This is a genomic window from Nocardioides sp. NPDC127503 (assembly GCF_040302165.1).
Classification (GTDB): Bacteria; Actinomycetota; Actinomycetes; order Propionibacteriales; family Nocardioidaceae; genus Nocardioides.
This window is the reverse complement of sequence record NZ_JBEORH010000001.1, coordinates 61,428-87,482: the sequence shown is the minus strand read 5'-3', so window position 1 is coordinate 87,482 and position 26,055 is coordinate 61,428. Positions and strand designations below refer to the sequence as shown.

Here is a 26,055-nt window from a genome sequence, read left to right as displayed (position 1 = left end):
GTCAGTCCCGCAGCTTCTTGCCGGTGAGACGGAGGAAGACGGTCTCCAGATCCGGCTCCTCCACGGTGACCGACCGCACCGTGCCATGGACGGCGGCCACCTCGATGACCTGCGGAAGCGCCGACTCGGCGTCCTGCACGAGCACGTCGACCTCGTCGCCGGCCCCCGTCACCCGACTGGCGAGAGGGAGCTCGCGCAGTGCCTCGACGACACGGGTCAGGTCGCCCTCGATCGTGAGTCGGATGTGCTCGGACTCGCCGAGCTGCGCGGTCAGCTGCCGGGGCGTTCCTTCGGCGACCAGCCGGCCGAGGTCCATGATTGCGACCCGGTCGCAGAGTCGCTCAGCCTCCTCCATGTAGTGGGTCGTGTAGAGGACCCCCATGCCCTCCGTGCTGAGCCGCTCGACGCTGGCGAGGATCGCGTTGCGGCTCTGCGGGTCGACGCCCGCGGTGGGTTCGTCCAGCACCAGCAGGCGGGGCCGGTGGATCAGCCCGACCGCGATGTTGAGCCGACGCTTCATGCCGCCGGAGTACTTCTGGACCCGGTCGCCCGCGCGGTCGGTCAGCCCGACGATGTCGAGGACCTCCTCGACGCGGGCGCGGGCGTCACGACGCCCGATCCGGTACAACGAGGCGAAGAAGAGCAGGTTCTCGCGACCGGTCAGATCGGGATAGAGGGCGACGTCCTGGGGGACGTAGCCGATGGCCGCCTTGGCCGCGAGCGCGCCGGGATTCATCTCGATGCCCTCGACCAGCATCGAGCCGGAGTCGGCTTCCAGCACCCCCGCGACCATCGAGATGATGGTCGTCTTGCCGGCCCCGTTGGGGCCCAGAAGGCCGTACGTCTCACCGCTGCCGATCCGGAACGAGAAGCCGTCCACCGCCTTGACAGGTCCGAAGGACCGGTGCAGGTCGGTGCACCGCAGCACATCGGGTCTCGTCGGCGGAGCGTTCTCGGCCGCGTGCAGCGGCGAGGTCTCTACGTTCATGGCGCCTCGGGCGCGGGCGGCACCACCTCGACGGGGCAGCCGGCCTCCCGGAGCAGTGCGTGTCCGGTGCCGCCCAGACGCCGCAGCGGGAACGCATGACCGCGTCGGCCGATGACCAGCAGGTCCGCCCCCTTCGACTCGTCGGCGAGGAGCTGGGCGGGCTGCCCCTGGCGGATCTGGATCCAGGCCTCGGTCCCGACCGCATGTGCTGCCAGGTTCCGCGCCCGGTCCAGGGTCTGCATCAGGCGGTGACGAGCACCCGCCTCCCAGGCGGCCTGATCGTGTGCCAGGGTCGTGTCGTAGAAGACCGCCGGCAGCTCCCAGGCATGGACGAGAACCAGCTCGCCACCACGATCGGCGGCCTCGCCCAACGCGTGGGCGACGAGCTCGGCGGAGTCATCCAGATCCGCGACGCCGACAACGATCCGGTAGGCGTCGTGACCGGGAGCCCACCCGGTCGGAACGACCACGACGGGCACAGGGGCCCGAGAGGCGACCCGGCCGGTCACCGAGCCGGTCACGATGCGGGTCAGACCGTGGCGACGCTCGTCGCCGAGCACCACCATCCGGGCGTCGGCGGCGATGTGGACGAGCTCGGCGACCACACCGCCATCCCGGAGCGTTACCGTCACACGATCGGCACCGACGAGCTCGGCGGCCAGCTTCTCCGCCCGGTCCAGAACGGTCTCGCCGGCCTCGCGTACCTGGTCCGCCAGCCCCGAGTAGCCGTACGGGTAGAAGACACCGGTCGCCACCGCGAGGTCGACCACGTGGACGAGCCACAGGTCGGCGCCATCTCGCCGGGCCGCGGCGTAGCGGATCGCCGCTCGGCCGCCCTCTCCCCCGTCGACGGCGACGAGGATCCGGTCGTTCTCGGACATGTGCCCTCCTTGCGAGCACGGCACGCGCGTCCGGCTCCCGAGTCTCCAATCTCGTCGGGACGGCCGGCGTACGTCAGGGCCTTCGGGGCCACGCACGGAGGACCTAGGTCCACTGAGTCCTCGCCGGCACCGGCCTCATCGCCGCAGCTGAGTGCCCGACGTACCGGCGAGAACGCCGTCGATCTGGTCCAGAGAGCCGATCGCCGAGCGTCGGCCGGTCCGTCGGGTGAAGGCGCAGACGGCCTCGACCTTCGGTCCCATCGACCCTGCGGGGAACCACATCGAGGACAGCTCGGCGACGCTCACCTCGCGCAGCACCTTCTCCTCGGGACGGCCGAAGTCACGGATGACGCCCTCGACGTCGGTGATGACGAGCAGCAGGTCGGCGCCGAGCCTTTCCGCGGCGAGGGCAGCCGCCCGATCCTTGTCGACCACCGCGTCAACGCTCTCGTAGCGCCCGTCTCGTTCCACGACCGGCACTCCCCCGCCACCGGCGAGCACGACAGTCACACCCGCGTCGAGGAGACGCTCAGCCACAGGGAGCTCGACGATGTCACGCGGAAGCGGGGAGGCGACGACGCGTCGCCAGCCACCGCGGTCGGCCCGGACGGTCCAACCGTATCTGCCCGCGAAACGGCGCGCCGACAGCTCGTCGTAGACCTGGCCGATGAACTTGGTCGGCACCTGGAACGCCCCGTCCTCCGGATCCACGACGGTCTGGCTGACCAGCGTCACCACCTCGCCGGCCATCTCGGCGAGAAGAGCCTGCTGGAGCCAGAGCCCGATGAGGCCCTGGGACTCCGCGACGAGATCCGCCAGCGGATAGGGCTCCGAGAGGCTGGGGTCCGATCCGCTCTCGAGTGCCAGCAGACCGACCTGGGGGCCGTTGCCATGGACCACCACGACCTGGTGCTCGCGGGCGATATCCGCCAGCGCGGCCGCCGCAGCGGCCACGTGCCGGCGCTGGGGTGCCGCATCCGGCCGCTCGCCACGCCGCAGCAGGGCATTGCCGCCAATGGCGACGACGATCCTCACCTGGGCCCCTCCCCTCGGATGGTCGTGGACGGGTCCAGCACACTCCGATCGCGATCTCCGCAGGAGTGCCGAAGGTCTCCCCGACTCGGGACCTTGCGCTCATGACCGACCTTCTCGGCCGGACGAGGCTGGCCCTATGAAAGCCCAGCACTCGCAGCGGGGATGACCATGCTCGTTCGAGAGATCATGACCCCGTCCCCCGTCACCGCACGGAGAGAGACTCCCGTCAGGGAGGCGCTCGCCCTGCTCCGTGACCACCACATCACGGCCCTGCCGGTGGTGACCTCCGCGGGCCGCGTCTGTGGCGTCGTCGCCGAGATCGACCTGATCCGCGACCGCGTCCCGCAGGACCCCCGCGCGCACGTACTCCCGCCTGCGCCGGTGACCGATCGGCCCGCAGCGTACGTCGAAGACGTGATGAATCCGGTGACGATCGCCGTGCGAGCGAGCGCCGAGGTCGCCGTGGCGGTCGACATCATGGCCGACCGGTCGTTGAAGAGCCTCCCGGTCCTCGATGACGACGACACTCTCGTCGGCGTCATCAGCCGCAGCGACGTGGCCAGTGCCCTGGCCCGGGACGACGACACGATGATCCGTGAGCTGACAGCGCTCGTCACCGAGCTCGGTCACCCCGACTGGGTCGTCGACGTCGACGACGGAGGTGCCGTCATCTTCGGGCCGGTGACGCCGAGGGAGCGCGCCCTTGCCGAGTCCGCCGCGGCGACCGTCCCGGGAGTCACCCGAGTACGTACCGATTCCCAGGAGTCACACCGAGGAGTGATCGCACCATGAAACGCATCCTGATCCCAGCAGCAGCGGCCGCAGTCGCCACCGTCGCCCTCGTCGTCCCCGCATCGGCAGCAACCGGTGACGGGCAGGAGTTCGGACACCACGTCGTCCACTGCGCTCAGGGCGTGGGCTTCGACGGCACCCACAACCCGGGCATGCACCAAGGCTTCAGTGGCTTCACCACCGGTCACGTGTGCATGATGGCGGGCTGACAGATGCCCACCGACACCACACCCGCTCCCATCGTCGTCGGCGTCCTCGATCCGGAGGTCGAGACGGCACTTCTGGAGTACGCCGGACGGCTGGCCGCGACCAGCGGCCACCCGCTGCGCCTGGTGCATGTCGTCCAGGCGAACGTCGTGTTCGGAGATCCCATCCTCGGCCTCCCGGGCGCGATGCAGCCCCAGTCGATGATCATCGACGACGCCGGGGTCGGGCGGCTGGCCGAACAGATTCTCGCCGAGGCCACTGCGGTCGCCCGGGACGTCGTCGCCGGGGCTGTCGAGGTCTCCTCCGAGCTGTTGCGCGGCCACGTGGCCCACGTCCTGATCGAGGAGTCGGAGGACGCATACCGGGTCGTGGTCCAGCGCCGCGGGTTCTCTCGCATCCGCCGAGTCTTCACGGGATCGACCTCCTCCCGCATCGCGGCGCACTCCCACTGCCCGGTCACCGTTGTGCCCGAAGACTGGTCCGCCGAGGGCCGGACGGGAGTCGTCGTCGGCGTCAGCGACGACAAGTCCGACGGGCACGTGTTGGGTCACGCTCTCGAGGAGGCGACCCGGCTCGGCGACCCGGTCACCGTGCTCCACGGTCTCGACCTCCCTGCCCTCCACGGGGATCTGGTCGACTACGCCACCACCCGGGACTGGACGGCGCGCGGCGAGCGCTACCTGGCAGACCTCGTCAAGAGGGCCCGCGACCAGGTTCCGGATACCCAGGTACCTCTCGCGACCCGGGTCTTCGCCGAAGCACCAGCCGATGCCCTGGTGACCGCGAGCGAGGAAGCCCGCCTCGTCGTCGTGGGGCGAGCCTCGCATCTCAACGCGTTCCCACATCTGGGCGGCGTGACCCGCGCACTGCTTCGCGAGGCCGCCTGCCCGGTCGAGGTCCTTCCGCTGCCGGGCTGACCGGGGCTGCAGGGCAAGAGGTTTTCCTTGACGCACAATTCAATAAGTGATTTAGTCACTTATTGTGACCAGCAACACATCATCGCTCTCTGAACGCATCGCCGACGGGATCGTCGCCATGATCGAGGCCGCGGGCCTGGAGCCGGGCGACGCTCTGGCCTCCTCGCGCGAGCTGGCCAAACGCTTCGAGGTGACCACACCGACGATCCGGGAGGCGCTGCGCCGTCTGGAGGCGACCGACGTGATCCGCTTCCGGCATGGGTCTGGCACCTACGTGAGCGGCGGGGTGAACCGGCGGCTGCTGGTCAACCCGCATGTCTCGGAGTCGCGCAGCGAGTCGGTCCTCGAGCTCCTCGACGCCAGGATCGTGCTCGAGCCGCCGGTCGCGGCGGCCGCGGCCTCGGCGCGTACCGACGACGACCTGGCCGCGCTGACGCTCTCGGCCGACAACTCGCTCAAGCCCCAGTTCGCCGACGAGCGGCCGGAGCTGCACTTCCACGTCGCGCTCGCCGGGGCCTCGGGCAACCTGCTGCTGCGCGAGACGATCGAGGCGCTGCTCCAGGTGAGGGCCCGCGACCAGATCGAGATCCGGCACCGCTACACCGACCGGGACCGCGACCACGCCGACCACCTCCGGATCGTCGAGGCCGTACGCGACGGGGACCCCGATGCCGCGGCCGACCTGACCCGCGAGCACCTGCTCGCGATCCGCGAGGCGATCGCCTCCACCCTCGGTCCGGAGCAGGCCCGATGACCGCGAAGCTCGCCGAGATGACCACGCTCGAGGCGGCAGAGGCCGCCGAGCGCGGGACGGTCGTGGTGATCCCCGTCGGCGCATTCGAGCAGCACGGCGCCGGACTCCCGCTGGCCACCGATCAGATCCGCGCCGAGGCCGTCGCCGAGGCCGTTGCCGAGGCCCTGCCCGGCAAGGTCGTCATCGGTCCGGGCGTACCGGTCGGCGTCTCGCCCCACCATCAGGCCTTCGCCGGCACGGTGAGCCTGCGCCCGGCCCTGTTCGCCGCCGTCGTCCGTGAGTACGTCGAGTCGCTGGCCGCCCACGGCTGGAGCCGGTTCCTGGTGGTGACCGGGCACGGCGGCAACAACGCCACCCTCGGCACCCTGGCCCAGGAGCTGCTGCGCGACCGGCCCGACCTGGAGCTGGCCTGGGCGCCGGTGACCGCGCTGGCCAAGGACAGTGTGGCCGGCATGGAGCTGAGCGAGATCTCCGGTCACAGCGGCGAGGCCGAGACCGCCCAGATGCTGCACATCGCCCCCCATCTCGTACGCCACGACCTGCTCGCCCCGGGCACCACCTCGCCCGACGAGCTCGACCCCTTCGCCCGCCTGGCCCGCTCGGTGAACCACCCCGCCGTGGCCCTCCCCTACGACCGCCTCTCCCCCAGCGGCGTGCTCGGCGACCCACGTCGCGCCACCGCCGAGGACGGCCGCGCCATCCTCGCCGAGGCCACCGACCGCATCGTCGCCTTCATCAAGGAGTGGCTCGACACCTAGGCCACCCGCCCTCCAGCTCGGGACCCGACCGGGACGCACACCGCGTCGCCGGGCGATCCAGCACACCCGAAAACGCACCGATCTGCCCCGAAGGAGCACCCATGTCCCCACGACAATCCCGCCTCCTGGCCCCGGCCGTCGCGGTCGCGGCAGTGGCCGCGCTGTCCTTGGCACCGACCGCCACCTCCGCCCTGACCCGCGCCTCCGACCGAGCAGCCGGCGAGACCACCCCGGCGCCCTGCGCCAAGCCGACGGACCAGGAGCCGGACAGCAGCCAGAAGTACGAGCTGACCAGCGGCGACATCGAGCGCAGCTACGTACTCCGCCTGCCCGAGGGCTACGACCGGCGCGCGGACTGGCCGCTGATCGTCGCCTTCCACGGCCGCGGCAGCACCGGCGTCGAGGTCGAGGGATACTCCGAGCTCTCCGACCTCCCCGCCGTGGTCGCCTATCCCGACGGTGCGATCGGCACCGGGTCGGGCTATCGCAAGGCCTGGCAGGGCGCACCGTACGAAGCACCCGGCGTCGACGACGTCGCCTTCACCTCGGACCTGCTCGCCGCCATCGAGGCCGACCACTGCATCGACACGAGCCGCGTCTACGCCACCGGGAAGTCCAACGGCGCCGGCTTGGCCGCCCTGCTCGCCTGCCAGCTGCCGGACACGTTCGCGGCAGTCGCCCCGGTCGCGCCTGCCCTCTATCCAGGCACCCGGGTCAGCTGCGCCGAGGCACCGCCGACCCCGATCCTGGAGATCCACGGGGTCGCCGACGCGACCATCCCCTACGCGGGCGACGCCGACCGTGACCTGCCCGCGATCCCGGAGTGGGTCCAGGGCTGGGCCGACCACAACGGCTGCACCACCTCCGCCACGCGCACCAACCGCGACGTCGAGACCACGCGATGGACCGGGTGCGACCAGGGTGCCGAGGTCCAGCACGTCGCCGTCGATGGCGGTGGCCACGTCTGGCCAGGTGGCGACATCTACTCAGGTGGCGGCCACGTCACCCACACCATCGAGTCCGCGACGGTGATCTGGGACTTCTTCTCCCGCCACCGCCTCACCAGCGAAGGGTGACTCCCATGACCAGCACCGCAACCACCACCAGCGACAGGCTGCCGTGGATCATCCGCGCCATGGGCGTGGTCGAGCGCGTCGGCAACGCCCTGCCGCACCCGTTCTGGCTCTTCTGGATCCTCGCCGCGATCCTCGCCGTGATCAGTGCGATCTGCGCCGCCGCCGGCGTCTCGGTCATCTCCCCCAGCGACGGGGAGGAGGTCGTCGTACAGAGTCTGCTCAGCGGCGAGGGCCTGGCGATGGCGGTCTCCACGATGGTCTCGAACTTCGCCGAGTTCCCGCCGATGGCGACCATCGTCGTGGTCATCATGGGCGTCGCCGTCGCCGAGCGCACCGGGTTCCTCACCGCCGCGATGAAGATCGGCATCTCCCGGGTGCCCGTCGGCTGGGTGGTCTTCGCCGTCGCGTTCACCGGAACCGTCGCCCACGTCGCCTCGGCGGCTGCGTACATCATCCTGGTCCCGCTCGGCGGCCTCGCCTTCCGGGCCGTGGGGCGCTCCCCGATCCTCGGGATCGTGGTCGCCTACACCGCGATCGCCAGCGGGTACGACGCCAGCCCGATCCCCACACCCAACGACGCGATCTTCGCCGGCATCACCACCGCCGCGGCCCAGATCGTCGACGAGAGCGCGTACGTCTCCCCCGTCAGCAACTGGTTCTTCAACATCGCCTCCTCGCTGCTGCTGGCCGCGGTGATCACCCTGATGACCAAGTTCGTCCTCTCGAAGCGGCCCGACCTCGACGCCGACGAGCACGCCGACGACGGCGACTTCGGCTCCCTCGAGCTCGACAACAGCGAGCGCCGGGCGCTGCGCTGGTCCCTGGTGACCCTGCTGGCCGCGATCGTGGTCATCGCCGCCATCGTCATCCCGCCGGCCTCTCCCCTGCGCGGCGAGGACGGGTCCCTGACCGAGTCGCCGTTCCTCACCGGCATCGCCGCAGTCGTCGCTCTCCTCTTCGGCCTCGCCGGCACCGTGTACGGCACGTTGTCCGGTTCGATCACCAAGGCCGGCGACGTGCCCGCGCTCATGGGTCAGGGGATCAAGCAGATGGCTCCGGTGCTGGTGCTCTTCTTCGCGATCGCCCAGTTCCTGGCGTACTTCGAGTGGTCCAACCTCGGCGACGTGCTCGCGGTCAACTCCGCAGAGGCGCTCGAGACCAGCAACATCCCGGTGTGGGTGGTCTTCCTGCTCGTCCTGGCGCTGCTCAGCATCGTCAACATCATGGTCACCAGCGGCTCTGCGATGTGGTCCATCGCCGCGCCGGTCCTGGTGCCGATGCTGATGCTGCTCTCGGTGCCGCCCGAGACCACCCAGGCGCTCTTCCGCATCGCCGACTCCGGCTCCACCGCGATCACCCCGATGAGCCCCTACTTCGTGATGGCCCTCGGCTTCCTGCAGCGCTACCGCAAGGACGCCGGCATCGGCACCCTCGCCTCGTACACCCTGCCGCTCGCCATCGCGATGAGCCTCGCCTGGACCGCCCTGTTTTTCCTCTGGTGGGCCCTCGGCATCCCGCTCGGCCCGGGTGCGCCTGTCCGCTGACCCTTCGATGGCCTTCCGGCCGGGCTCGCCTCAGGCGCGCCCGGCCGGCACCGGCTCCGGAGTAGGCGCGAGGGCTGCCACCTGCTCCTCGGCGAGCTTCTTGTAGAGCCTGCGCAACCGGACGACCCCGAGGTCGTGCTGGTAGAGGTTTTCGGCCTGGTCGGCGTCGTCGGCCATCGCCTCGAGCATGACCCGATCCTGCTCGAGCACGTGCCAGTGGCGAGCCTCGAGCCTGGTGCGGTAGAGGAAGCGCCACACGTCGCGCTCCCAGCCGCTGACCTTGCGGTAGCGCCAGAAGAACACCGCGGTGGTGCCCGCGTCGATCGGGGTGCCCATGCCGACGATGCCGAACGAGCCTCCAGGACCCGCGGTCGGCGGATACGGAATGGAGAGGTCGACCCAGTCGACGCCGGTGCGGCAGAACTCGACCCAGTCGAAGTTCACCCCGCGCTGGTCGGTCTTCTCGAAGAAGAACCCGCGGTCGGTCTCGCGGATCCGGAACCGGGCCTCGGTGTCGCCGCCGAACATCGAGTGCGACTCGCGGTGCAGGAACGCCCCGTGCATCGGGTCGAGCAGGTTCTCCATGGCGTAGCGCCAGGGAGTGTCCCACTCGGCGTAGCAGAGGAACGAGGAGATCTCCTCGTCCACCAGCGGGTCGGGCAGCTCGACTGGGGCCGGATCGGGGTGCTGCTCGTCGCCGATGTAGGCGAGGATCGCACCGCCCAGCTCCTGCAGCGGCGGGCTGGGGACCAGCGTCTTGCCCTCCAGGTTGCAGCCGGGCAGACCGGGCACCGAGACCACCTTGCCGGTGCCGTCGACCTGGACGCCGTGGTAGGCGCAGGCGATCTTGCTGCCGAGGTGCTGTCCCTGCGAGAGCGGCGCGCCGCGGTGCGGACAGCGGTCCTCGAGCATCCGCAGGGTGCCGTCGGACTCCCGGAACAGCACCCAGTCGATCCCGAGCCGGCGCACCCGGTGGACGCCGCCCTGCGGCACCATATCGGAGGGGCAGATCGCGTACCACTGGTTGCGCAGGCCGGTCGCGAGGATCTTCTCCGCGCTCAGCTGTCGTTTCACCATCGGTCCCATGGCTCAGTCCTCCTGCTTCCCCGCCGCGGCGAGCTCGGCGATCGCTGTCGTGAATCCCTCGGTGGTCCACCGACCACCACCGGGAGCCGGGATGCCGAGCTCGTTGAGCCCGTCGACGAGACCCGGCAGGTCGTGCCGGCCGCCCCCGAAGACCTCTTCGATGGCGCCGGCGAGCTTGGTCTCCCACGGGGTCGTCTCGGCGACCGCCGCCTGGACCGGCTGTAGATAGCCCATTTCTCTGTTCTCCCTCTGTGCAGTCAACGCAGTCGGTGTGGCGCGTCAGATGTCGAGCGCCAGCTCGGGGGTCCGCGCCCGGGAGACGCAGATCATCATGGTGGTTCCAGCCGCCTGCTCGCCGTCGCTGAGCAGGGAGTCGCGGTGGTCGGGGGTGCCGGCCAGCACCTTGGTCTCGCAGGTGCCGCAGATGCCGTCGCGGCACGAGCTCGAGACCGTGATCCCGGCACTCTCGAGGGCGTCGATGACTGGTACGTCGGCAGGCACCTGCACGACCCGGCCCGAGCGGCGGCAGTCCACGGAGATCGGCTGCTCGCCGTCAGGGTCGACCTCGATCTGCTTGGCCTTGAAGCGCTCGACCTGAAGCGTCCCCTCGGGCCAGCCGGCGGCGTGCTCCTCGACGGCGGCCAGCAGCCCCTCTGGTCCGCAGCAGTAGACCAGTGTTCCGGGGGCGGGCGTCGGCAGCGCGGCAGACAGATCGAGCCGACCGCGGGTCTCCTCCGGGATGACCTTCACCCGGTCCCCGTACGCAGCCAGCTCGTCGAGGAACGCCATCGAGTCCTCGCGGCGGCCTCCGTACCAGAGCTCCCAGTCGGTGCCCTGCCGCTCGGCCTCGGTGAGCATCGCGAGGAGCGGGGTGATCCCGATGCCGCCTGCGACGAAGACATACCGCTTGGCGGGGAGGAAGTCGAAGTTGTTGCGGGGACCGACCACGCGCAGCCGGTGTCCGGGGCGCAGCCCCTCGTGGACGTACTCGGAACCGCCGAGGGCGGCCTGCTCCCGCAGCACCGCGACCCGGTAGCTGCCCCGGTCTGCGGGATCGCCGCACAGCGAGTACTGCCGGACCAGCGACCCCTTGAGGGTCAGGTCGACGTGGGCTCCCGGGCGCCACTCCGGCAGCGGGTCGCCGCCGGGATGGACCAGCCGCAGCGACAGTACGCCGTCGGCCTCCAGGGTCATCTGCTTGACCAGGAGCTCCAGCTCCTGCTCCTCGGTGGCGACACTCATGACGACCTCCTCGTGGTCGGGTCGGGAACCTTGACCGGTGGTGTGAACGGCCGCGGCATCGGGCCGAAGGACTCCAGGTCGACCTCGACGAGCACCGGTCCACGTCGGGCGACGGCCCGCCCGAGCTCGGTCGCCGCCTCGGCGGCGGTGCCGATCTGCTGATAGGGCAGCCGGAGCGCGCCGGCGAGCCCGGCGAAGTCGGGGGTGGTCAGGTCGACACCAGCACGGTCGACGCCCCGGGCCTCCTGCATGTTGCGGAGCACGCCGTACCCACCGTCGTTGAAGACGAGCAGCACCAGCCACGGACGCTCCTGGGCGAGCGTGAGGAGCTCACCGAGATGTACGGCCAGGCCGCCGTCACCGGCGATGACAACGGTCGGCTCGTCGGGTCGGCCCATGGCGGCACCGAGCCCCATGCCGAGGCCCTGGCCGATGCCGCCGCCGCGCGGGAAGACGTTGTCGCGGGGATCGTAGATCTCGAAGAGTCGGTTGCCCCAGGACGAGGACGCGATGGTGACGTCGCGGGCGAGCACCGACCGGCGCGGCAGCGCGGAGCGCAGTGCGTCGGCGAGCACGGCGTGGTCGCCGAGCCCCTTGCGCTGGGTGGCGCGTACGTCCTCGCGTGCCCGGGTCACCCGGGCACGCCACGCCCCCGCGACCCGGCCGCTATCGCGCACGGCGTTGGTGATCGCGGGCAGCACGTCGCGGGCGTCCGCGGCCACGCCGGCCGCGATCGGGAAGACCCGCCCGAGTGCAGCGGGATCGAGGTCGACCTGCACGTGCACCGCGGGCAGAACGAGGTCGTAGTCGCGGGTCTCGTTGGAGCGGAAGTGGGTGCCGATGCTGAGCAGCAGGTCGGCCTCGGCGAGCAGCTCGCCGCCGCCAGGAGTGGCGCCGTAGTTGCCGACCACCAAGGGGTGGTCCTCGGGGACCGCGCCGCGCCCGGAGTTGGACGTCAGAAGTCCCGCTCCCCAGGTGTCGATGAGCTCGGTGAGCGCCGTGCCGGCCTCGGCGACGCCGCCACCGGCCCAGATCAGCGGCCGCTCGGCCGCCGCGACGAGCTCGGTCAGGGCATCGAGGCCCGCGGGCGGCGACGACGCGACCGGCACCTCGGGCACGGGGGTCACGACCTCGCGCTGCGGCAGGTACTGCAGGTCGATGGGCCACTCGACGCTCACCGGGCCGCCGGCCCGGCCGGGACCGCCGAGGGCCCGGTCGACTGCGGCGCGCAGGATGCCGGCCGACTCCTCGAGCGAGGGCACACAGACCGCGTCGAGCGAGATCGCTTCGAGCATGCCGAGCTGATCCTTGGTCTCGTGGATGAAGCCTCGTCCGGAGCCGAGGTACGCAGACTCGACCTGCCCCGTCACGTGCAGCACGGAGGTGGCCGAGCTCAGCGACTCGATCAGCGAGCCGGCCGCGTTGCCCGCGCCGGTCCCGGTGCTGGTCAGGGCACAGCCGAGGCCGCCGGTCGCCCGGGCGTAGCCGTCGGCCGCGTTGACGGCGCTCGCCTCGTGGCGGACCGGCACGAACCGCAGCTCGCGCGAGACCGCCTCGACGAGCGGCAGGTTGTGCACGGAGATGACACCGAAGACGGTGTCGACGCCGACCTCGCGGAGCACCTGGACGAGCAGGGCGCCGCCGTCGGCATGGGTGATGACGTCGGCCTCGGGGGCCGTGGTCAGGTTGGTCATATCGGTCTCCTCAGGCCAGGTAGCGGGCGGCGCCGCCGCACACGTCGAGTGCCGCGCCCGTGACGTACGAGGCACGCGGGGACAGCAAGGTCACGACCATCGAGGCGACCTCCTCGGCACGGCCAAACCGGCCCAGGGAGACGCCTCGGTCGGCGGCGAGCTCGCGCTCGAAGGCTTCGTACGTCGTCGCGCTCTCGTCCGCCTCGAAGCGGCGGCGCCACTGGCCGGTGTCGATCAGCCCGAGGCAGACGCTGTTGACCCGGATGTCGGGGGCGTACTCGGAGGCCATCGATTTGGTCAGGTTGAGCAGGCCGGCGCGCGCGGCGGAGGTGGTGACCAGGCGCGGCTCGGGCTGGCGGGCGAGGACCGCGTTGATCGTCACGATCGCGGCGGCATCGGAGGCGCGCAGGTGGGGAAGCACGGCTCCGGTGACGTTGAGGACCCCGCCGAACTTGAGGTCGAGCTCGTCGCGGAAGTCCTCCACGGTCGCCTTGTCGAGACCGAGCATCCGGGACTGACCCGCGTTGTTGACCAGCCCGTCGATCCCGCCGAACCGGGCCACGCCGCTCTCGACAAGCGCGCGGACCTGGTCGGCGTCGCGTACGTCGCAGCTCATCGCGAGCACCCGGTCGGCGGGCGCGCCGAGGTCGGCGAGCGCCTTCTCGAGCACATCGAGACGGCGGGCGCAGGTGATGACGTTCGCGCCCTCCTCGAGGAGGGTGGCGACGGTCGCGAGACCGACGCCGGAGCTGCCTCCCGTGACGAGCACGGTGCGATCGGCGAGGTGGAGATCCATGGTCTGAAGGTCCTGTCAGTGAAAGACGAAGCCGCCGTCGACGACGAGCTGCTGGCCGGTGATGTACGCGGCCTCGGGGCCGAGCAGGAAGGCCGCGGCCCCGACGACGTCGGCGGGCTCCTGGTCCCGGGTCAGTGCGCGGTTGTCGCGGTAGAGCTGGTGGCGGTGCTCGGGGATCTGCTGCGCGGCCTCGGTGGTGGTCAGGCCGGCAGCCAGGGTGTTGACCGTGATCCCGTGGGGACCGAGATCGCGCGCCATCGCCCGGGTCAGCGCCGCGAGACCGCCCTTGGAGGCGATGTAGTGGGCGAGGTTCGCCGAGCCGTAGAGCGCCGAGTCCGAGCCGATGTTGAGGACCCGGCCGCCGCCGGCCTCGATCATCCCCGGGGCCACCTCGCGACTGACCAGCCACGGGCCGCGCAGGTTGACCGCCATCAGCGAGTCCCACTCGGCGGGGTCGATCTCGTGGACCGGGTTGCCGCCGACCCCGTCGGCGCGAGCGGCGTTGTTGACCAGGCCGTAGACCGGCCCGGTCTCCTTCACCATCGCCCGCACCGATGCATGGTCGGTGACGTCGACCGGAACGGTCGAGGCTGCGTACCCCTCCGCGCGGAGCGCGGCACCGGCCGCCTCCAGCCAGTCCTCGCGGATGTCGGCGAGCCAGACCTGGGCACCGGCCTGGGCCAGGCGCCGCGAGATCGCCAGCCCGAGGCCGCGACCCGCGCCCGTGACCAGAACCGGTGCACCGTCGAGACTCATGGGTCAGTCCCGGGTGACGCCGTGCATCGCGGAGGTCTCCGGGTACGTCGGGACCTGGGGCTTCTGGGCACCGATGATCACGCAGAAGAGCGCGTCGGTGTCGCCGTTGTTCTTCAGGCTCCGCGGCACGCCGGCGGGCACCACGATCATGTCGCGGTAGCCGAGGGTGCGCTTGACGACCTGGCCGTCGCGGTGCACGCCGACCTCGACCTCACCCTCGAGCACGAAGAAGGCCTCCTCGGCGTCGTGGTGGGTGTGCTCGGGGCCCTCGCCGCCCGGGGGCAGCAGCATGTTGGAGAAGGTGAAGCCCTGGGACTTGATCGTGCGGTTGTCGTTCTCGTGGTTGCCGGTGGCGCCGGAACCGACGTAACGGATCTGGGCCCGCTTGAACTGGTCGCCCGCCTTGGCCTGGAAGCCGAGGGTGTCCCAGTCCTCGTGGCGCGAGGCGCGAGTCAGGATGATGGAGTCGGTGAACTGCTCCAGGCTCTCGGCCGTCTCGTACGTGAGGGGCTGCTGGGTGATCGACATGGGTCGTTCCTTTCTTGGTGTGTTCGTTCTCGGGTTTCGGGTGGCCGGGACGTCAGCCGTAGAGGCGCTCGACGATCCCGACGAAGGAGGAGAGCCAGGCGTTGAACGCCTCGGGCGACTCCTGGTTGGCCAGGTGGCCGGCGCCGCGCAGCGTCACGAGGACCGCGTCGGGGATGCCGCCGGCGAGTGCCTGCGACTCGGTGATCCCGGTGACCTGGTCCTGGTCGCCGCAGAGCACGAGGGTCGGGGTGTCGATGGCGGCGAGCTCGGCGGTGAGGTCGGTGGCGGCCATCGACTCGGCGGCCAAGCCGTAGCCCGGGAGCCGGATCGAGTCCCGCATCGTGGCGACGACCCGGTCGACGAGCTCGTCGGGAGCCTCGGCGCTGACGAGCCGCGGCCCGCGCTGGGCGGCGAAGTCGGCGCTGCCCGTGCTGCCGAGCTCGGTGGCCCGGCTACGCATCGCCGCTGCCTTCTCCGGAGCGGTGCCGGAGCCACGGCTCGCGTCGGCGAGCACGAGGCTGCGGACGAGCCGGGGGTGGCGTGACGCCAGCCGGACCGCGATGACACCGCCCCAGGAGACGCCCAGGACGTGGACGGGGCCGTCTGCTGCGTACTCCTCGATGACGGCGGCCGCCGCGTCGGCGAAGCCGTCGAGGTCGAGATCGGTTTCCGGGTCGGCAGAGCGGGCGTAGCCGGGTGCGTCCCAGGCCAGCAGCCGGAACTCGCCGGCGAGCGCCGCGATCTGGGGCGCGAACGAGGCCGAGCTGGACCCGATGCCGTGCAGGCACAGCAGGGTCGGACCGCTGCCGGTGTCCTCGACGTGGACCCCGGTGGCACGGAGCGTGGTGGTGGTCATCGCGGCCTCAGATGATGCTGACCGCACCGACCGGGCGGCCGACGAGCATGGACAGGGACCGGACCACGGCGCGCGAGACGACGCCACTGGTACGCGGGTTGGCGGCCGAGGGATGGTTGCGGATCTCGAACCGGTAGCTGCCCGCGTCCGCGTCGGCCTCGATGACGTGGCTGGTCAGCTCGGCGCCCGGGTCGGCGACGAGGCGGACCTCGACCAGCTCCAGGTCGCCGACGGCGAGCCCCACGGTAGCGGCGACGTTGAGCGAGCGCGGGAAGTAGCGCGCAGCCTCCGCGGCGGATCCCTCGAAGATGGTGGTCGGGGCGGTGGCGGCACGGACCCGCTCCTGGGTCTCGTCGTCCATCCACGGCTGCAGCAGGGTCGCGGGCAGCTTGGTGGTGGTCACCGACGCGCGGTGCACGGCACCGTGGCTGGCGGCGCTGACCAGCAGGTCGATGCCGCCGATGGCACCGGAGGTGATGAACATCCGCCCCGGACCGGCGGCCCTGAGCGTGGCGACCAACTCTTGGTCGGCCAGCGCTCCGGCCGAGGTGATGAGCAGGTCGCGCCCGGCGCCGAGGATCTCGGCCCCGTGCCGGGAGACGACCGCCTGACCAGCGCACTCGACGATCACGTCGCTGGTCTCCATCGCCTTGGCGAGCCTGATCTGCGGCACCGGACACTCGCCGACGGGGGTGTCGTTGACGACTCCCACGACCTCGACATCCTCGACCGCTCCGGCCACCAGGGCCTCGATCACAGGGCGGCCGATGGCGCCGGCGCCGATGATGCTGACCTTCGTCATCGGGCCACCTCCACGAGATCGCGGCCCCGCGTCGAGACGTACGAAGCGGCCAGGTCGGGACGGTCGGCGAACACGCCCGCGTCCTCGATGCCTGCCATGTGGCGGCGTACGTCCTTGGACGGAGGGCCCGCGGTGCCCCACAGGTCGGACAGCTCCGGAACCCGGCGCCACACCTTGCACAGCCACTGGTCCTCGACGACCTGGGCGACGTCGGAGGTGTACTCGCACACGAGCCCGGCGGGATCGGCGAAGTAGGAGAAGGTGTTGTTGCCCGGGCCATGGCGACCGGGACCCCACAACGGGGTGACGCCTTGCTGCTTGAGCGAGCCGATGCCCCGCATGAAGTGGTCGATGCTCGGCATCTCGTAGGCGACGTGGTTGACCGAGGTCCAGGCGGCCTGGTTGAACGCGATGCTGTGGTGGTCGGTGTTGCAGCGCAGGAACGCCATCTGGTGCTCGGACCAGTCGGAGACGCGCATCCCGAGGACGTCGGTGTAGAACGCTACCGCGCGGTCGATGTCGACCGTGTTGAGCACGACGTGCGTCACCCCGATCGGGACCGGACGGTCCCGGTCGAGCGGCTTCACGGCGTGGACGTCGGCAACGAGCTCGATCACCCTGCCCTCCGGATCGGCGAAGCGGATGCCGTAGCCGCCGCCCGCCTGGTCCAGGGCACCCGGCTCGGTGAGCATCGGGATCCCACGGAGCGCGAGCCGCCGGGCGGCCTCGTCGACCTCAGCCGGCGTACGCACCGCGAACGAGATGGCGCCGAGGCCGTTCCGCTCCGCGCGGGTCAGCTGCAGGACGTGGTGGTCCTCCCCCGTGCCCCGCAGCCAGGTGTCGTCGTGGTCCTGCTCGACGACCGACAGGCCCCAGACCTCGGAGTAGAAGTCCGTCGACTCGGTGAGCGTCGGCACCTGCAGCTGGACGCTGCGCAGTGAGTGCAGTGTGGCGATCGACATCCCGACCCCTTTCTCTTAGTGATTAATATTTAAGCGCTTAGGCTTTTTTATGTCAAGGAAAACCGTGGCCCAGATCACGGTCTGAGACCGGTCAGCCGGCCCAGGGGTGCGGCGCCTCGTCGAGTCCCCAGTAGAGGCTCTTCTGACGCGTGTACTCCGCGATGCCGCGGCGGCCCTTCTCGGTGCCGAGGCCGCTCTCCTTCATCCCGCTGAACGGGGTGGAGATGCTGAACTGCTTGTAGGTGTTGATCCACACCGTGCCGGCGTCGATCCGGCGGGCCACCCGCCAAGCCGTCCGGTAGTCACGGGTCCACAGGCCGCAGGCCAGCCCGTAGACCGAGTCGTTCGCGAGGGCGACCAGGTCGTCCTCGTCGTCATAGGTGAGCACCGAGAGGACCGGCCCGAAGATCTCGTCCTGGCAGGTCGGCGAGGAGTTGTCCAGGCCGGCGATGACAGTCGGCCTGTAGTAGGCACCGGCGGCGTACGCGTCCCCTTCGGGCACCTCGCCACCGACCAGCACCTCCCCGCCGGCCGCACGGGCACGGTCGACGTGGCCGGCCACGCTGTCGCGATGCCGGTGGTGGACCAGCGGCGCCACCTGGGTCACCGGGTCGAGTCCGTGGCCGATACGCAGGCGCGCGACGGCCTTGACCAGGCGTTCGAGGAACTCCTCGGCACGGGCGGAGGGCAGGAACAACCGCGATCCGGCGATGCAGCTCTGCCCGGAGCTGGAGTAGATGCCGAACAGGATCCCCGCGATCGCCGCCTCGAAGTCAGCATCCTCGAACACGATGGCCGGGGACTTGCCGCCCAGCTCGAGAGTGACCGGCATCAGCTTGTCGGCCGCGGCGTGAGCGATCAGGCGACCGGTCGTCGTCCCTCCCGTGAAGGAGACCTTGCCGATGCCGGGATGGCGCACGATCGCGTCACCGACGACCGAGCCCGCGCCCGGCAGCACCGAGACCAGGCCCGGCGGAAGTCCGGATTCGGTGATGATGCGACCCAGGGCTAGCGAGACCAGCGGTGTCCACTCGGCCGGCTTGAGCACGACCGCGTTGCCCGCCGCGAGGGCCGGCGCGATCTTCTGGGCGTCGCTGGCGATCGGCGAGTTCCACGGGGTGATCGCGCCGATGACCCCGATCGGCTCGTGCACGCTCATCGTGAGCGACGGGCCTCGCTGCGTGGTCAGCTCCTCGTCGAAGGTCTCCAGAGCCCCGGCCATGTAGCGGAAGGTGCCGGACGCGCTGGCCACGAGGGCGGTGGTCTCCGTCAGCGTCTTGCCGGTGTCACGCGTCTGCAGTCGGGCGAGGCGCTCGGCCGCTCTTTCGATCCCATCGGCGATCCGGTGCAGGTGGCGCGCCCGCTCGTGCGGAAGCCGCCTGCCCCACGCAGCGGACGCCTCCGCACCGCGGGCGACTGCCTCGTCGACGTCATGGACCGAGGCGTGGTGAACGGTGGTGATCACGCTGCCGTCGGCGGGGTCGATGCTCTCCGATCCCGCGCCGTCGCCGCGGCGCCACTCCCCCGCCACCAGGATCTCGTCGGCCGGCACGACCGTCCCCGTCATGGCGTCCGTCGTGGTGTCGACGGCGCTCACTGGGAGATCTCCTCCAACGTACGTTCGCGCGTCTCGATCGCGAACACGGCTGTGGTGAGCGCACCGACCACCGCGACCGCACCCATGACGACGAACACGTCGGCGATCGAGAACCCGCGGCCGATCAGGCCGCCGACCACGAGCGGGCCGATGATGATGCCGAGCCGGCCGAAGGCCCCGCCGACGCTGCAGCCGAGCGCACGCATCCGGGTCGGGTAGAGCTCGGCGGTGTAGACGTACAGCGCCAGGTTCACGGCGAAGATGCACATCGCCGAGAGGGCCGACCAGAGCAGCACGGAGGTGGCACTGGTCGCTCCGGTCGAGGCGAGGATGAACAGGGTGGTGGCGCTTCCGAGCATGGCGACCGAGATCGCAACGCGGCGCCCGATCAGGTCGATGGTCAGCGCGATGATGACGCAGCCGATGATGCCGGCGATGCTGGTGGCGACGCTGTAACGCAGCGCGGTGTCGACGTCGAGGTGGAAGACCCGGCCGTAGAGCGTGGGCAGCCAGGCGGCGATGCCGTAGTTGACGAAGTACGCCGTGAGCCAGGCAGCCGCGAGCATCAGGGTCCGTCGCAGGTAGACGCCCTGGAACAGCTCGGTGACGCGTACGCGGCCCTGCTTGACCACCTGGGCCTCACCGACGACGGGATCCGGCAGCTCGCCCTTCTGGGCTGCGACCTGCTCCTCGATCCGACGCGTCGCGCGGTCAGCCTCCTCCAGTCGTCCGTGGGCGGCGAGCCAGCGGGGCGACTCGGGGACGCGACGCAGGAAGGGCACCAGCACGAGCGGGATGGCGCCGAGCGCGAACAGCCAGCGCCAGCCGAACGCAGGCACGACCCATGCCGCCACCAGAGCGGAGGCGACCAGCCCGGCCGGGAAGATCAGCTCGTAGAGCAGCACGAAGCGACCGCGGCGGTGGGCGCGGGTGATCTCACCGATGTACGTCGCCGCGACCGGGACCTCCGCACCGAGGCCGAAGCCCTGGACGAACCGGAGCACCAGGAAGATCCACAGCGTGGAGGTGCCCGCCATCAGCAGGCTCATGACGGCGTACAGCACCAGCGAGCCGATGAGGACCGGCACTCGACCGACCCGGTCGGCGGCCCAGCCGCCGGCGAGCGCGCCGAGCAGCATCCCGATGCCGCCGATGGCGATCGTCCAGGCGATCATCCCCGGATTGAGGCCGAAGAACGGGATGAGCACCGGCAGCGCGTAGGCGATCATCAGCTGGTCGAAACCGTCGAAGAAGGTGGCCACGCCGACGAGCACGCGGGTCTTGACGTGCCAGCGCGAGAGCGGAAGTCGCTCGAGCCTGGCGCTGATCTGCTCCGCCGTGACAGCCGGCGGCACCGGGGTGATGTTGACCATGTGAGGGGAACTTTCGGTTCACAGCACTGGGCAAGAAATAATCCCTAAGTGCTTAATCGTTAAGTCCTAAGAGTGTGCGGTGCGTCACGATCCTCCGTCAACCCCCTCTGTGTTAACTTCCTGTCTCGCGGAGCCCGAGTCGACTCGTACACTGCGACCATGAGTCACACCGGATCCGGCGTCAACCAGCCCTCGGGCAGCGATGACGCGGTCGACGCGATCGTCTCCCAGTGGACACACGAGCGCCCTGACCTCGACCCCTCTCCCATCGCGCTGTTCGGGAGGGTGCATCGGATCTACCTGCGCTACCAGGCGGTGCTCACCCAGGTCTTCGGCCGCCACGACCTGAACTCCGCCTCCTTCGACGTCCTTGCTGCGCTGCGCCGCGCGGGCGCGCCCTACCGCAAGGCCGGCCGCGATCTGGCGAGTGGCTCGCTGCTCTCCTCGGCGGGCGTGACCTTCCGGCTCGACCGCCTCGAGGCCGCGGGGCTCATCACCCGCCAACGCGACGCTGAGGATCGCCGCGTCGTCTACTCCCAGCTCACCGATAGGGGCCTCGAGGTGATCAACCGCGCGATCGAGGACCACCTGCGCGCGGAGAACGCACTGCTCCACCGCCTCACCAGGGAGGAGCGCGACGAGCTCGCCCGGCTGCTCAGCAAGCTCGAGCGTTCCATCGTGGAGGCCGACTTCGCCACTGACGGCGAAGTCGCCTCCTGACGAGCCCTGGCCAGCAGGTTCAGGCCTGCAGGCTCAGGCGAGCTGCTTCAGGAGCGCCTTCGCGGTGGAGACGCTGGACTGCGGGTTCTGTCCGGTGATCAGGGCGCCGTCGACGATCACGGTGTCGCTCCACGGGTCGCCGACCTCGACGATCCCGCCGGCCGTACGCATCCGCTGCTCGACCGAGAAGGGGATGCTGTCGCCGTAGCCGCCCTGCTGCTCCTCGGTGTCAGTGAACCCGGTCATCCGGCGGCCGCGGAAGAGCCAGCCGCCTTCGCCGGTGGCGGCGAGGAGGCCGGCGACGCCGTGGCAGAGTGCGACGACCGGGCGGCCGGCGGAGTCGGTGGCGGTCAGGAGCGCGGCGAGCGCGGAGTCCTCGACCAGGTCCGCCATCGGGGCGTGACCGCCGGGGATGTAGACGGCGTCGTACGCCGAGGGGTCGACGTCGGCGAGCACCAGCGGGTGGGCGAGCTGCTTCTCGAGGGTGTCGAGGTAGGCGCGGAAGCGCTGGGCGTCCTCGGGCTGGACGCCGCCCTGCTCGCTGAGCGAGAGCGCGTCGACGGTCGGCGCCCTACCGCCCGGGGTGGCGATGTCGATCTCGACGCCGGCTCCGACGAGCGTCTCGTGAGAGGCGGCGACCTCCTCGGCCCAGTAGCCGGTCGGGTGCTCGGTGCCGTCGGCGAGGACGAGGGTGTCGGCCGCCGAGACGACCATCAGTACGCGAGTCATGGGTTCTTTCCTTCTTGTTCGGTTCGGTGATGACGTAACGACGACCATCCCCCGCTTCACTCCCGAACCCACTCGGCCGGTCATAATGATTTCTATGACCTCGCTCGACCTCTGGGAAGCGTTCGCGCACGCCTACCGGGAACGCTCGATCAGCGGTGCGGCCCGCCGCCTTGATCTCACCCAGCCCGCGGTCACCGCCCGGATCCGCAAGCTCGAGAACGATCTCGGCACGACCCTGTTCGAGCGCTCTCGCACCGGCCTGGTGCCCACCGAACGGGCCGACGCGCTCGCCGCCCGGATCACGCCGCTCGTCGACCAGCTGCGCGGCGCCGTCGACACCGAGCCCGCGATCGGCCCAGCGAGCATCCGGATCGGCGGCGCGGCCGACGTGATGACCACGCGGATCGTGCCGGCCCTGGCCCCGCTCGTACGCGACGGCCTCGACGTCTCGGTGACCACCGGCCTGGCGCAGGACCTCCTCGACGACCTGGCCGGCGAGCGCCTCGACCTCGTCATCTCCTCCGTACGCCCCGGCGACGAGCGGCTGCGTTCGGCCGTGCTGGTCGACGAGGAGTTCCTCCTGGTCGCGGCGCCGGCGATCGCGGCACAGGTCGATCCCGCGGAGCTGGAGCAGGACCCGGTGCGCGCGCTCGCGGCCGTGCCGCTGGCGGCCTACTCCCCCGACCTCCCGATCATCCGGCGCTACTGGCTCACCGAGTTCGACGAGCGCCCCACCAACCGCACCGCGCTCGTCCTGCCCGACCTGCGCGGCATTCTCCGCGCCGTCGTCGCCGGCATCGGGGCCTCGGTGCTGCCCCGCTACCTGGTCGACGGGGCTCTCGCCGACGGCACGGTCGTACGCCTTCACGAACCCAGGCTCGGTCCGCTCAACACCCTCTGGCTCGTCACCGGCCCCAGCGCCCCGCCGGCCGCCGGCCACGTCTGTCGACACCTGAGCGCCGAAGCCGCCGGATGGGCGAGCACCTGACCGCCTTCCTGAAAGACTTCACCCGTGAACGTACTCATCGACGCCGACGAGCTCGCGACCGCGCTCTCCTCCGACCAGCCCCCGGTCCTCCTCGACGTACGCTGGCAGCTCGGCGGCCCGCCCGGACACGAGTCCTACCTCGCGGGCCACATCCCCGGCGCCGTCTACGTCGACCTCGACACCGAGCTGGCCCGCCACGGCGAGCCCACAGACGGCCGCCACCCGCTCCCCGAGCTCGCGGACCTGCAGGCCGCCGCCCGACGGTGGGGCATCTCCGAGGGTGACACCGTGGTCGCCTACGACGCCGTCGGCAACACCTCCGCGGCCCGCGCGTGGTGGCTGCTGCGTTGGGCGGGCGTCGCGGACGTACGCCTCCTCGACGGCGCCCTCGGCGCCTGGACCACCGCCGGCCACCCGCTGGCCACCGACGACGTCGTGCCCGCGCCCGGCACGGTGACGCTCACCCCGGGCCACCTGCCCGTGCTGCCGTTCGAGCAGGTCGAGGCGTACGAGGGCCTTCTGCTCGACGCCCGCGCCGCCGAGCGCTACCGCGGCGAGGTCGAGCCCGTCGACCCGAAGGCCGGGCACATCCCCGGCGCGGTCTCCGCACCGACCGCCGACAACCTCGCCGCCGACGGCCGCTTCCGGCCGGTCGAGGAGCTGCGGGCCCGGTTCGCCGCGCTCGGGGTCGAGGCCGGCTCCCCCGTGACCGCCTACTGCGGCTCGGGCGTCACCGCCGCCCACGAGGTCGCCGCGCTGGCGATCGCCGGCTACGACGCCGCGCTCTACCCCGGCTCGTGGAGCCAGTGGAGCAACCACGACCTCCCGGTGGAGACCAGCTAGCTCGACAACAATGGCCTTGACCTCAAGTCAACTTCATCTTTGACGATGGTGATCCACCACGAGAGATGGAGCTGGACCATGTCGGAACGCAACGATCGACCCGCCGTGACCGTGATCGGGATGGGCAACATGGGATCGGCGGTCGCCCGGACGTACCTCGAACGGGGCTACCGGACCACGGTCTGGAACAGAACGGCCGACAAGGCCGAGGCGCTCACGGACTCGGGAGCCGAGGTCGCATCAACCGCAGCGAAGGCAGTCGCGGCCAGCCCGCTGACGATCCTCAGCCTGCTGGACAACACCGCGGTCGAGGACGTCCTGGAGTCGGTCGGCCAGACCGCCGCCGGCCACACCCTGGTCAGCCTGACCAGTGGCTCCCCCGCCCAGGCACGGGCAAACGAGAGCTGGGCGGCCGAGCACGGCGCGGCGTACGTCGACGGGAAGGTCATGGGAGACCCGCCCGACGTCGGCACGCCCAAGGTGTCGCTCGCCTTCAGCGGGGATCGCGACGCCTACGAGACCGCCGAGCCGGCGCTGCGGGAGCTCGGCACAGTCGTCTACCACGGACCCGACGCCGGGTACGCGGCCGTGGAGTTCAACGCCCAGGTCGCGATGGGATACGAGTTCCTGATCGGCTTCCTGCACACCCTCAGCCTGGTCGAGGCCGAGGGCATGGACCTGGAGGCATTCACCGAGAGGCTCGCCGGGTCGCTGAACGGCTACGCCGGCCTACTGACGATGATGGCCGGCGCGATCAAGAGCGGGACGTACGGCCCCGACCTCGGCTCGCTCGACGTCCAGGCAGCCCTGATGGACGACCTGATCGGGCACCGGGAGTCCGCCGGGATCGAGGCGGCGCGGATGCGGGAGGTGAAGTCGCTGATGGACCGCCGGATCGCCCAAGGCCACGGCGACCAAGGCTTCTCCAGCATGTACGAGCTGCTACGCCCCTGACCTCTGTGCCTTCCAGGCGGCGACCTCCGCCTCGGAGCGCAGTACGCAGAGCTGGTTGCCCTCGGGATCGGCGAAGATCACCCAGCCGGTCCCGGGGCCATACTTCCCGCGGTGGTCGGCGATCTGGGTCGCGCCGAGCTCGAGGAGCCGCTCGACCTCCCCGTCTTGGGTGCCCGTGCGTGGGCGCAGGTCGAGATGGATCCGCTTGGCGGGCAGCTCCTCGTCGGGCACCTCGATGAACAGCAGCTGGTGACCGGTCTCCGGGTCGAGGATCATGCACTCCTCGTGACCGGGGAGGTTCGGGTCACCCTCCACGTCGACGTAGCCGAGCAGAGCCTTCCACCACTCCGAGAGCGCGTACGCGTCATGACAGTCGATGGTGGTGTGCGAGACGAAGAGGGTCATGCCCACATCGAAACCTACCCGCGCACCCGCGTCCACCGGGTTATGGGCCTCAGGCGGGCTCGACGACCTTCTCGTCGATGAACTGCGGGAGCAGGTCGATGGCGATGGGCGCCGCGGCGTCGATCTTCTCCTGCGGCACGTCGCAGATCCGCAGGCAGGTGGCGGCGATCGCCCACGCCTCGCGGCACGGGATCCTCCGGTTCGGGTCCTCGGTGCGCATGTTGATCACGCCCTCGACCTGCTGGATGAGCAGGTCACCCAGCTGCTTGCGGCTGACCGTCGAACGGACCGTCTTCGAGGCGATCTCACCGGCCAGATGTGCGTAGTGTCCGGCCAGCTCCGCGTGCTCGTTGCGGAACTCGTCGTAGACCTCGCACTTGGCCACATCGGGGAGCTGGTAGAGCATGCCGACGTTGTGCGGCACGTCCGCGAGGGTGCGTACGTCGACGAGAACCAGCAGGTAGAGCGCCGTCTCGTAGTCCAGCGGCGGCACCTGGTCGAGGATCTTCTCGACCTTGTCCGTGGTCGGGCGGACCGACCGGCGGAGCAGCTCGCCGAGGATCTCGTCCTTCCCCGCGAAGTGGTAGTAGAGGGACGCCTGGCGGATGCCGACCATGTCGGCAATCTCGCGGGTAGACGTCGCCGCGAAACCCTGGGAGACGAACAGCCGCGATGCGGCATCCAGGATCTGGTCACGCGGTGAGGTCGTACCTGAGTCGGGAACATGCCTAGGGCGGCCGGGCCGAGAACGCCTAGTTGTCATGTTGCCCAT

29 protein-coding genes are annotated in these 26,055 nt (G+C 70.6%); 11 read left to right on the top strand and 18 right to left on the bottom strand.

Annotation, left to right across the window (positions count from 1 at the left end; all coding sequences use genetic code 11):
• Position 1: 1 nt before the first annotated feature.
• From ABTW65_RS00445 to ABTW65_RS00435, 3 genes are all read right to left on the bottom strand, one after another.
• Positions 2 to 988 (bottom strand): ABC transporter ATP-binding protein, encoded by a 987-nt coding sequence (locus ABTW65_RS00445; RefSeq protein ID WP_350657797.1) that lies wholly within the window; start codon positions 986 to 988, stop codon positions 2 to 4.
• Entirely contained in the window at positions 985 to 1,869 is an 885-nt protein-coding gene (locus tag ABTW65_RS00440) for a universal stress protein (protein WP_350657796.1), read from the bottom strand. Before ABTW65_RS00440 ends, ABTW65_RS00445 begins: the two co-directional genes overlap by 4 nt.
• A gap of 135 nt (positions 1,870 to 2,004) precedes the next feature.
• Positions 2,005 to 2,904, bottom strand: coding sequence for a carbamate kinase (locus ABTW65_RS00435; protein WP_350657794.1), 900 nt, complete (start codon positions 2,902 to 2,904; stop codon positions 2,005 to 2,007).
• Between the two features lie 186 nt (positions 2,905 to 3,090).
• On the opposite strand from ABTW65_RS00435, the gene ABTW65_RS00430 reads away from it, so the two are divergent.
• From ABTW65_RS00430 to ABTW65_RS00400, 7 genes are all read left to right on the top strand, one after another.
• Entirely contained in the window at positions 3,091 to 3,696 is a 606-nt protein-coding gene (locus ABTW65_RS00430) for a CBS domain-containing protein (RefSeq protein ID WP_350657793.1), read from the top strand.
• Positions 3,693 to 3,905, top strand: a complete 213-nt coding sequence (locus ABTW65_RS00425; RefSeq protein ID WP_350657792.1) for a hypothetical protein — start codon at positions 3,693 to 3,695, stop codon at positions 3,903 to 3,905. The genes ABTW65_RS00430 and ABTW65_RS00425 overlap by 4 nt, the downstream gene beginning before the upstream one ends.
• Before the next feature lie 3 nt (positions 3,906 to 3,908).
• Positions 3,909 to 4,820 (top strand): universal stress protein, encoded by a 912-nt coding sequence (locus tag ABTW65_RS00420; protein ID WP_350657791.1) that lies wholly within the window; start codon positions 3,909 to 3,911, stop codon positions 4,818 to 4,820.
• A gap of 64 nt (positions 4,821 to 4,884) precedes the next feature.
• A complete protein-coding gene (locus tag ABTW65_RS00415; RefSeq protein ID WP_350657790.1) occupies positions 4,885 to 5,574 on the top strand; it encodes a FadR/GntR family transcriptional regulator in 690 nt (229 codons plus the stop codon).
• The gene (locus ABTW65_RS00410) at positions 5,571 to 6,332 is read left to right on the top strand and encodes a creatininase family protein (protein ID WP_350657789.1); all 762 of its coding nucleotides are present in this window, start codon (positions 5,571 to 5,573) and stop codon (positions 6,330 to 6,332) included. Before ABTW65_RS00415 ends, ABTW65_RS00410 begins: the two co-directional genes overlap by 4 nt.
• A gap of 101 nt (positions 6,333 to 6,433) precedes the next feature.
• Positions 6,434 to 7,408 carry a CE1 family esterase gene (locus tag ABTW65_RS00405; protein ID WP_350657788.1) on the top strand — a complete coding sequence of 325 codons (975 nt, stop codon included), beginning with the start codon at positions 6,434 to 6,436 and terminating at the stop codon, positions 7,406 to 7,408.
• Between the two features lie 5 nt (positions 7,409 to 7,413).
• The gene (locus ABTW65_RS00400) at positions 7,414 to 8,952 is read left to right on the top strand and encodes an AbgT family transporter (RefSeq protein ID WP_350657787.1); all 1,539 of its coding nucleotides are present in this window, start codon (positions 7,414 to 7,416) and stop codon (positions 8,950 to 8,952) included.
• Positions 8,953 to 8,982: 30 nt separating this feature from the next.
• On the opposite strand, the gene ABTW65_RS00395 is transcribed toward ABTW65_RS00400, so the two are convergent.
• From ABTW65_RS00395 to ABTW65_RS00340, 12 genes are all read right to left on the bottom strand, one after another.
• Complete coding sequence (locus ABTW65_RS00395; protein WP_350657786.1) at positions 8,983 to 10,038, bottom strand: Rieske 2Fe-2S domain-containing protein; 1,056 nt, start codon at positions 10,036 to 10,038, stop codon at positions 8,983 to 8,985.
• Positions 10,039 to 10,041: 3 nt separating this feature from the next.
• Positions 10,042 to 10,272: a recombinase-like helix-turn-helix domain-containing protein gene (locus tag ABTW65_RS00390; protein ID WP_350657785.1), complete on the bottom strand. Its 231-nt coding sequence runs from the start codon at positions 10,270 to 10,272 to the stop codon at positions 10,042 to 10,044.
• A 45-nt stretch (positions 10,273 to 10,317) separates the two neighbouring features.
• Positions 10,318 to 11,280 carry a PDR/VanB family oxidoreductase gene (locus ABTW65_RS00385; RefSeq protein WP_350657784.1) on the bottom strand — a complete coding sequence of 321 codons (963 nt, stop codon included), beginning with the start codon at positions 11,278 to 11,280 and terminating at the stop codon, positions 10,318 to 10,320.
• Entirely contained in the window at positions 11,277 to 12,974 is a 1,698-nt protein-coding gene (locus tag ABTW65_RS00380; protein WP_350657783.1) for a thiamine pyrophosphate-binding protein, read from the bottom strand. Before ABTW65_RS00380 ends, ABTW65_RS00385 begins: the two co-directional genes overlap by 4 nt.
• Before the next feature lie 10 nt (positions 12,975 to 12,984).
• A complete protein-coding gene (locus ABTW65_RS00375) occupies positions 12,985 to 13,770 on the bottom strand; it encodes an SDR family oxidoreductase (protein ID WP_350657782.1) in 786 nt (261 codons plus the stop codon).
• A 15-nt stretch (positions 13,771 to 13,785) separates the two neighbouring features.
• Positions 13,786 to 14,526, bottom strand: a complete 741-nt coding sequence (locus ABTW65_RS00370) for a 3-oxoacyl-ACP reductase family protein (protein WP_350657780.1) — start codon at positions 14,524 to 14,526, stop codon at positions 13,786 to 13,788.
• Between the two features lie 3 nt (positions 14,527 to 14,529).
• Positions 14,530 to 15,054, bottom strand: coding sequence for a cupin domain-containing protein (locus ABTW65_RS00365; protein ID WP_350657779.1), 525 nt, complete (start codon positions 15,052 to 15,054; stop codon positions 14,530 to 14,532).
• 52 nt (positions 15,055 to 15,106) lie between these two features.
• Positions 15,107 to 15,910, bottom strand: coding sequence for an alpha/beta fold hydrolase (locus ABTW65_RS00360; protein WP_350657778.1), 804 nt, complete (start codon positions 15,908 to 15,910; stop codon positions 15,107 to 15,109).
• Positions 15,911 to 15,917: 7 nt separating this feature from the next.
• Positions 15,918 to 16,712 (bottom strand): aspartate dehydrogenase domain-containing protein, encoded by a 795-nt coding sequence (locus ABTW65_RS00355; protein ID WP_350657777.1) that lies wholly within the window; start codon positions 16,710 to 16,712, stop codon positions 15,918 to 15,920.
• Positions 16,709 to 17,674 (bottom strand): VOC family protein, encoded by a 966-nt coding sequence (locus tag ABTW65_RS00350; RefSeq protein WP_350657776.1) that lies wholly within the window; start codon positions 17,672 to 17,674, stop codon positions 16,709 to 16,711. Before ABTW65_RS00350 ends, ABTW65_RS00355 begins: the two co-directional genes overlap by 4 nt.
• Positions 17,675 to 17,765: 91 nt before the next feature.
• The gene (locus tag ABTW65_RS00345) at positions 17,766 to 19,271 is read right to left on the bottom strand and encodes an aldehyde dehydrogenase (protein ID WP_350657775.1); all 1,506 of its coding nucleotides are present in this window, start codon (positions 19,269 to 19,271) and stop codon (positions 17,766 to 17,768) included.
• Positions 19,268 to 20,644, bottom strand: coding sequence for an MFS transporter (locus ABTW65_RS00340; protein WP_350657774.1), 1,377 nt, complete (start codon positions 20,642 to 20,644; stop codon positions 19,268 to 19,270). Before ABTW65_RS00340 ends, ABTW65_RS00345 begins: the two co-directional genes overlap by 4 nt.
• Positions 20,645 to 20,803: 159 nt before the next feature.
• Here ABTW65_RS00340 and ABTW65_RS00335 point away from each other — a divergent pair, with 159 nt between their 5' ends.
• Positions 20,804 to 21,364: a MarR family winged helix-turn-helix transcriptional regulator gene (locus ABTW65_RS00335; protein ID WP_350657773.1), complete on the top strand. Its 561-nt coding sequence runs from the start codon at positions 20,804 to 20,806 to the stop codon at positions 21,362 to 21,364.
• A gap of 33 nt (positions 21,365 to 21,397) precedes the next feature.
• On the opposite strand, the gene ABTW65_RS00330 is transcribed toward ABTW65_RS00335, so the two are convergent.
• Complete coding sequence (locus tag ABTW65_RS00330) at positions 21,398 to 22,093, bottom strand: type 1 glutamine amidotransferase domain-containing protein (protein WP_350657772.1); 696 nt, start codon at positions 22,091 to 22,093, stop codon at positions 21,398 to 21,400.
• A 94-nt stretch (positions 22,094 to 22,187) separates the two neighbouring features.
• Between ABTW65_RS00330 and ABTW65_RS00325 the strand changes: the two genes are divergently transcribed.
• From ABTW65_RS00325 to ABTW65_RS00315, 3 genes are all read left to right on the top strand, one after another.
• Positions 22,188 to 23,081, top strand: a complete 894-nt coding sequence (locus ABTW65_RS00325; protein WP_350657771.1) for a LysR family transcriptional regulator — start codon at positions 22,188 to 22,190, stop codon at positions 23,079 to 23,081.
• Between the two features lie 24 nt (positions 23,082 to 23,105).
• Positions 23,106 to 23,924 (top strand): sulfurtransferase, encoded by an 819-nt coding sequence (locus ABTW65_RS00320; RefSeq protein ID WP_350657770.1) that lies wholly within the window; start codon positions 23,106 to 23,108, stop codon positions 23,922 to 23,924.
• Between the two features lie 78 nt (positions 23,925 to 24,002).
• Positions 24,003 to 24,878, top strand: coding sequence for an NAD(P)-dependent oxidoreductase (locus ABTW65_RS00315; protein ID WP_350657769.1), 876 nt, complete (start codon positions 24,003 to 24,005; stop codon positions 24,876 to 24,878).
• Here ABTW65_RS00315 and ABTW65_RS00310 read toward each other — a convergent pair.
• Both ABTW65_RS00310 and ABTW65_RS00305 read right to left on the bottom strand, forming a co-directional pair.
• The gene (locus ABTW65_RS00310) at positions 24,867 to 25,283 is read right to left on the bottom strand and encodes a VOC family protein (RefSeq protein WP_350657767.1); all 417 of its coding nucleotides are present in this window, start codon (positions 25,281 to 25,283) and stop codon (positions 24,867 to 24,869) included. The genes ABTW65_RS00315 and ABTW65_RS00310 overlap by 12 nt on opposite strands.
• A 49-nt stretch (positions 25,284 to 25,332) precedes the next feature.
• On the bottom strand, positions 25,333 to 26,046 hold the full coding sequence (locus ABTW65_RS00305) for a TetR/AcrR family transcriptional regulator (protein WP_350657766.1): 714 nt from the start codon (positions 26,044 to 26,046) through the stop codon (positions 25,333 to 25,335).
• Between the last annotated feature and the right edge of the window lie 9 nt (positions 26,047 to 26,055).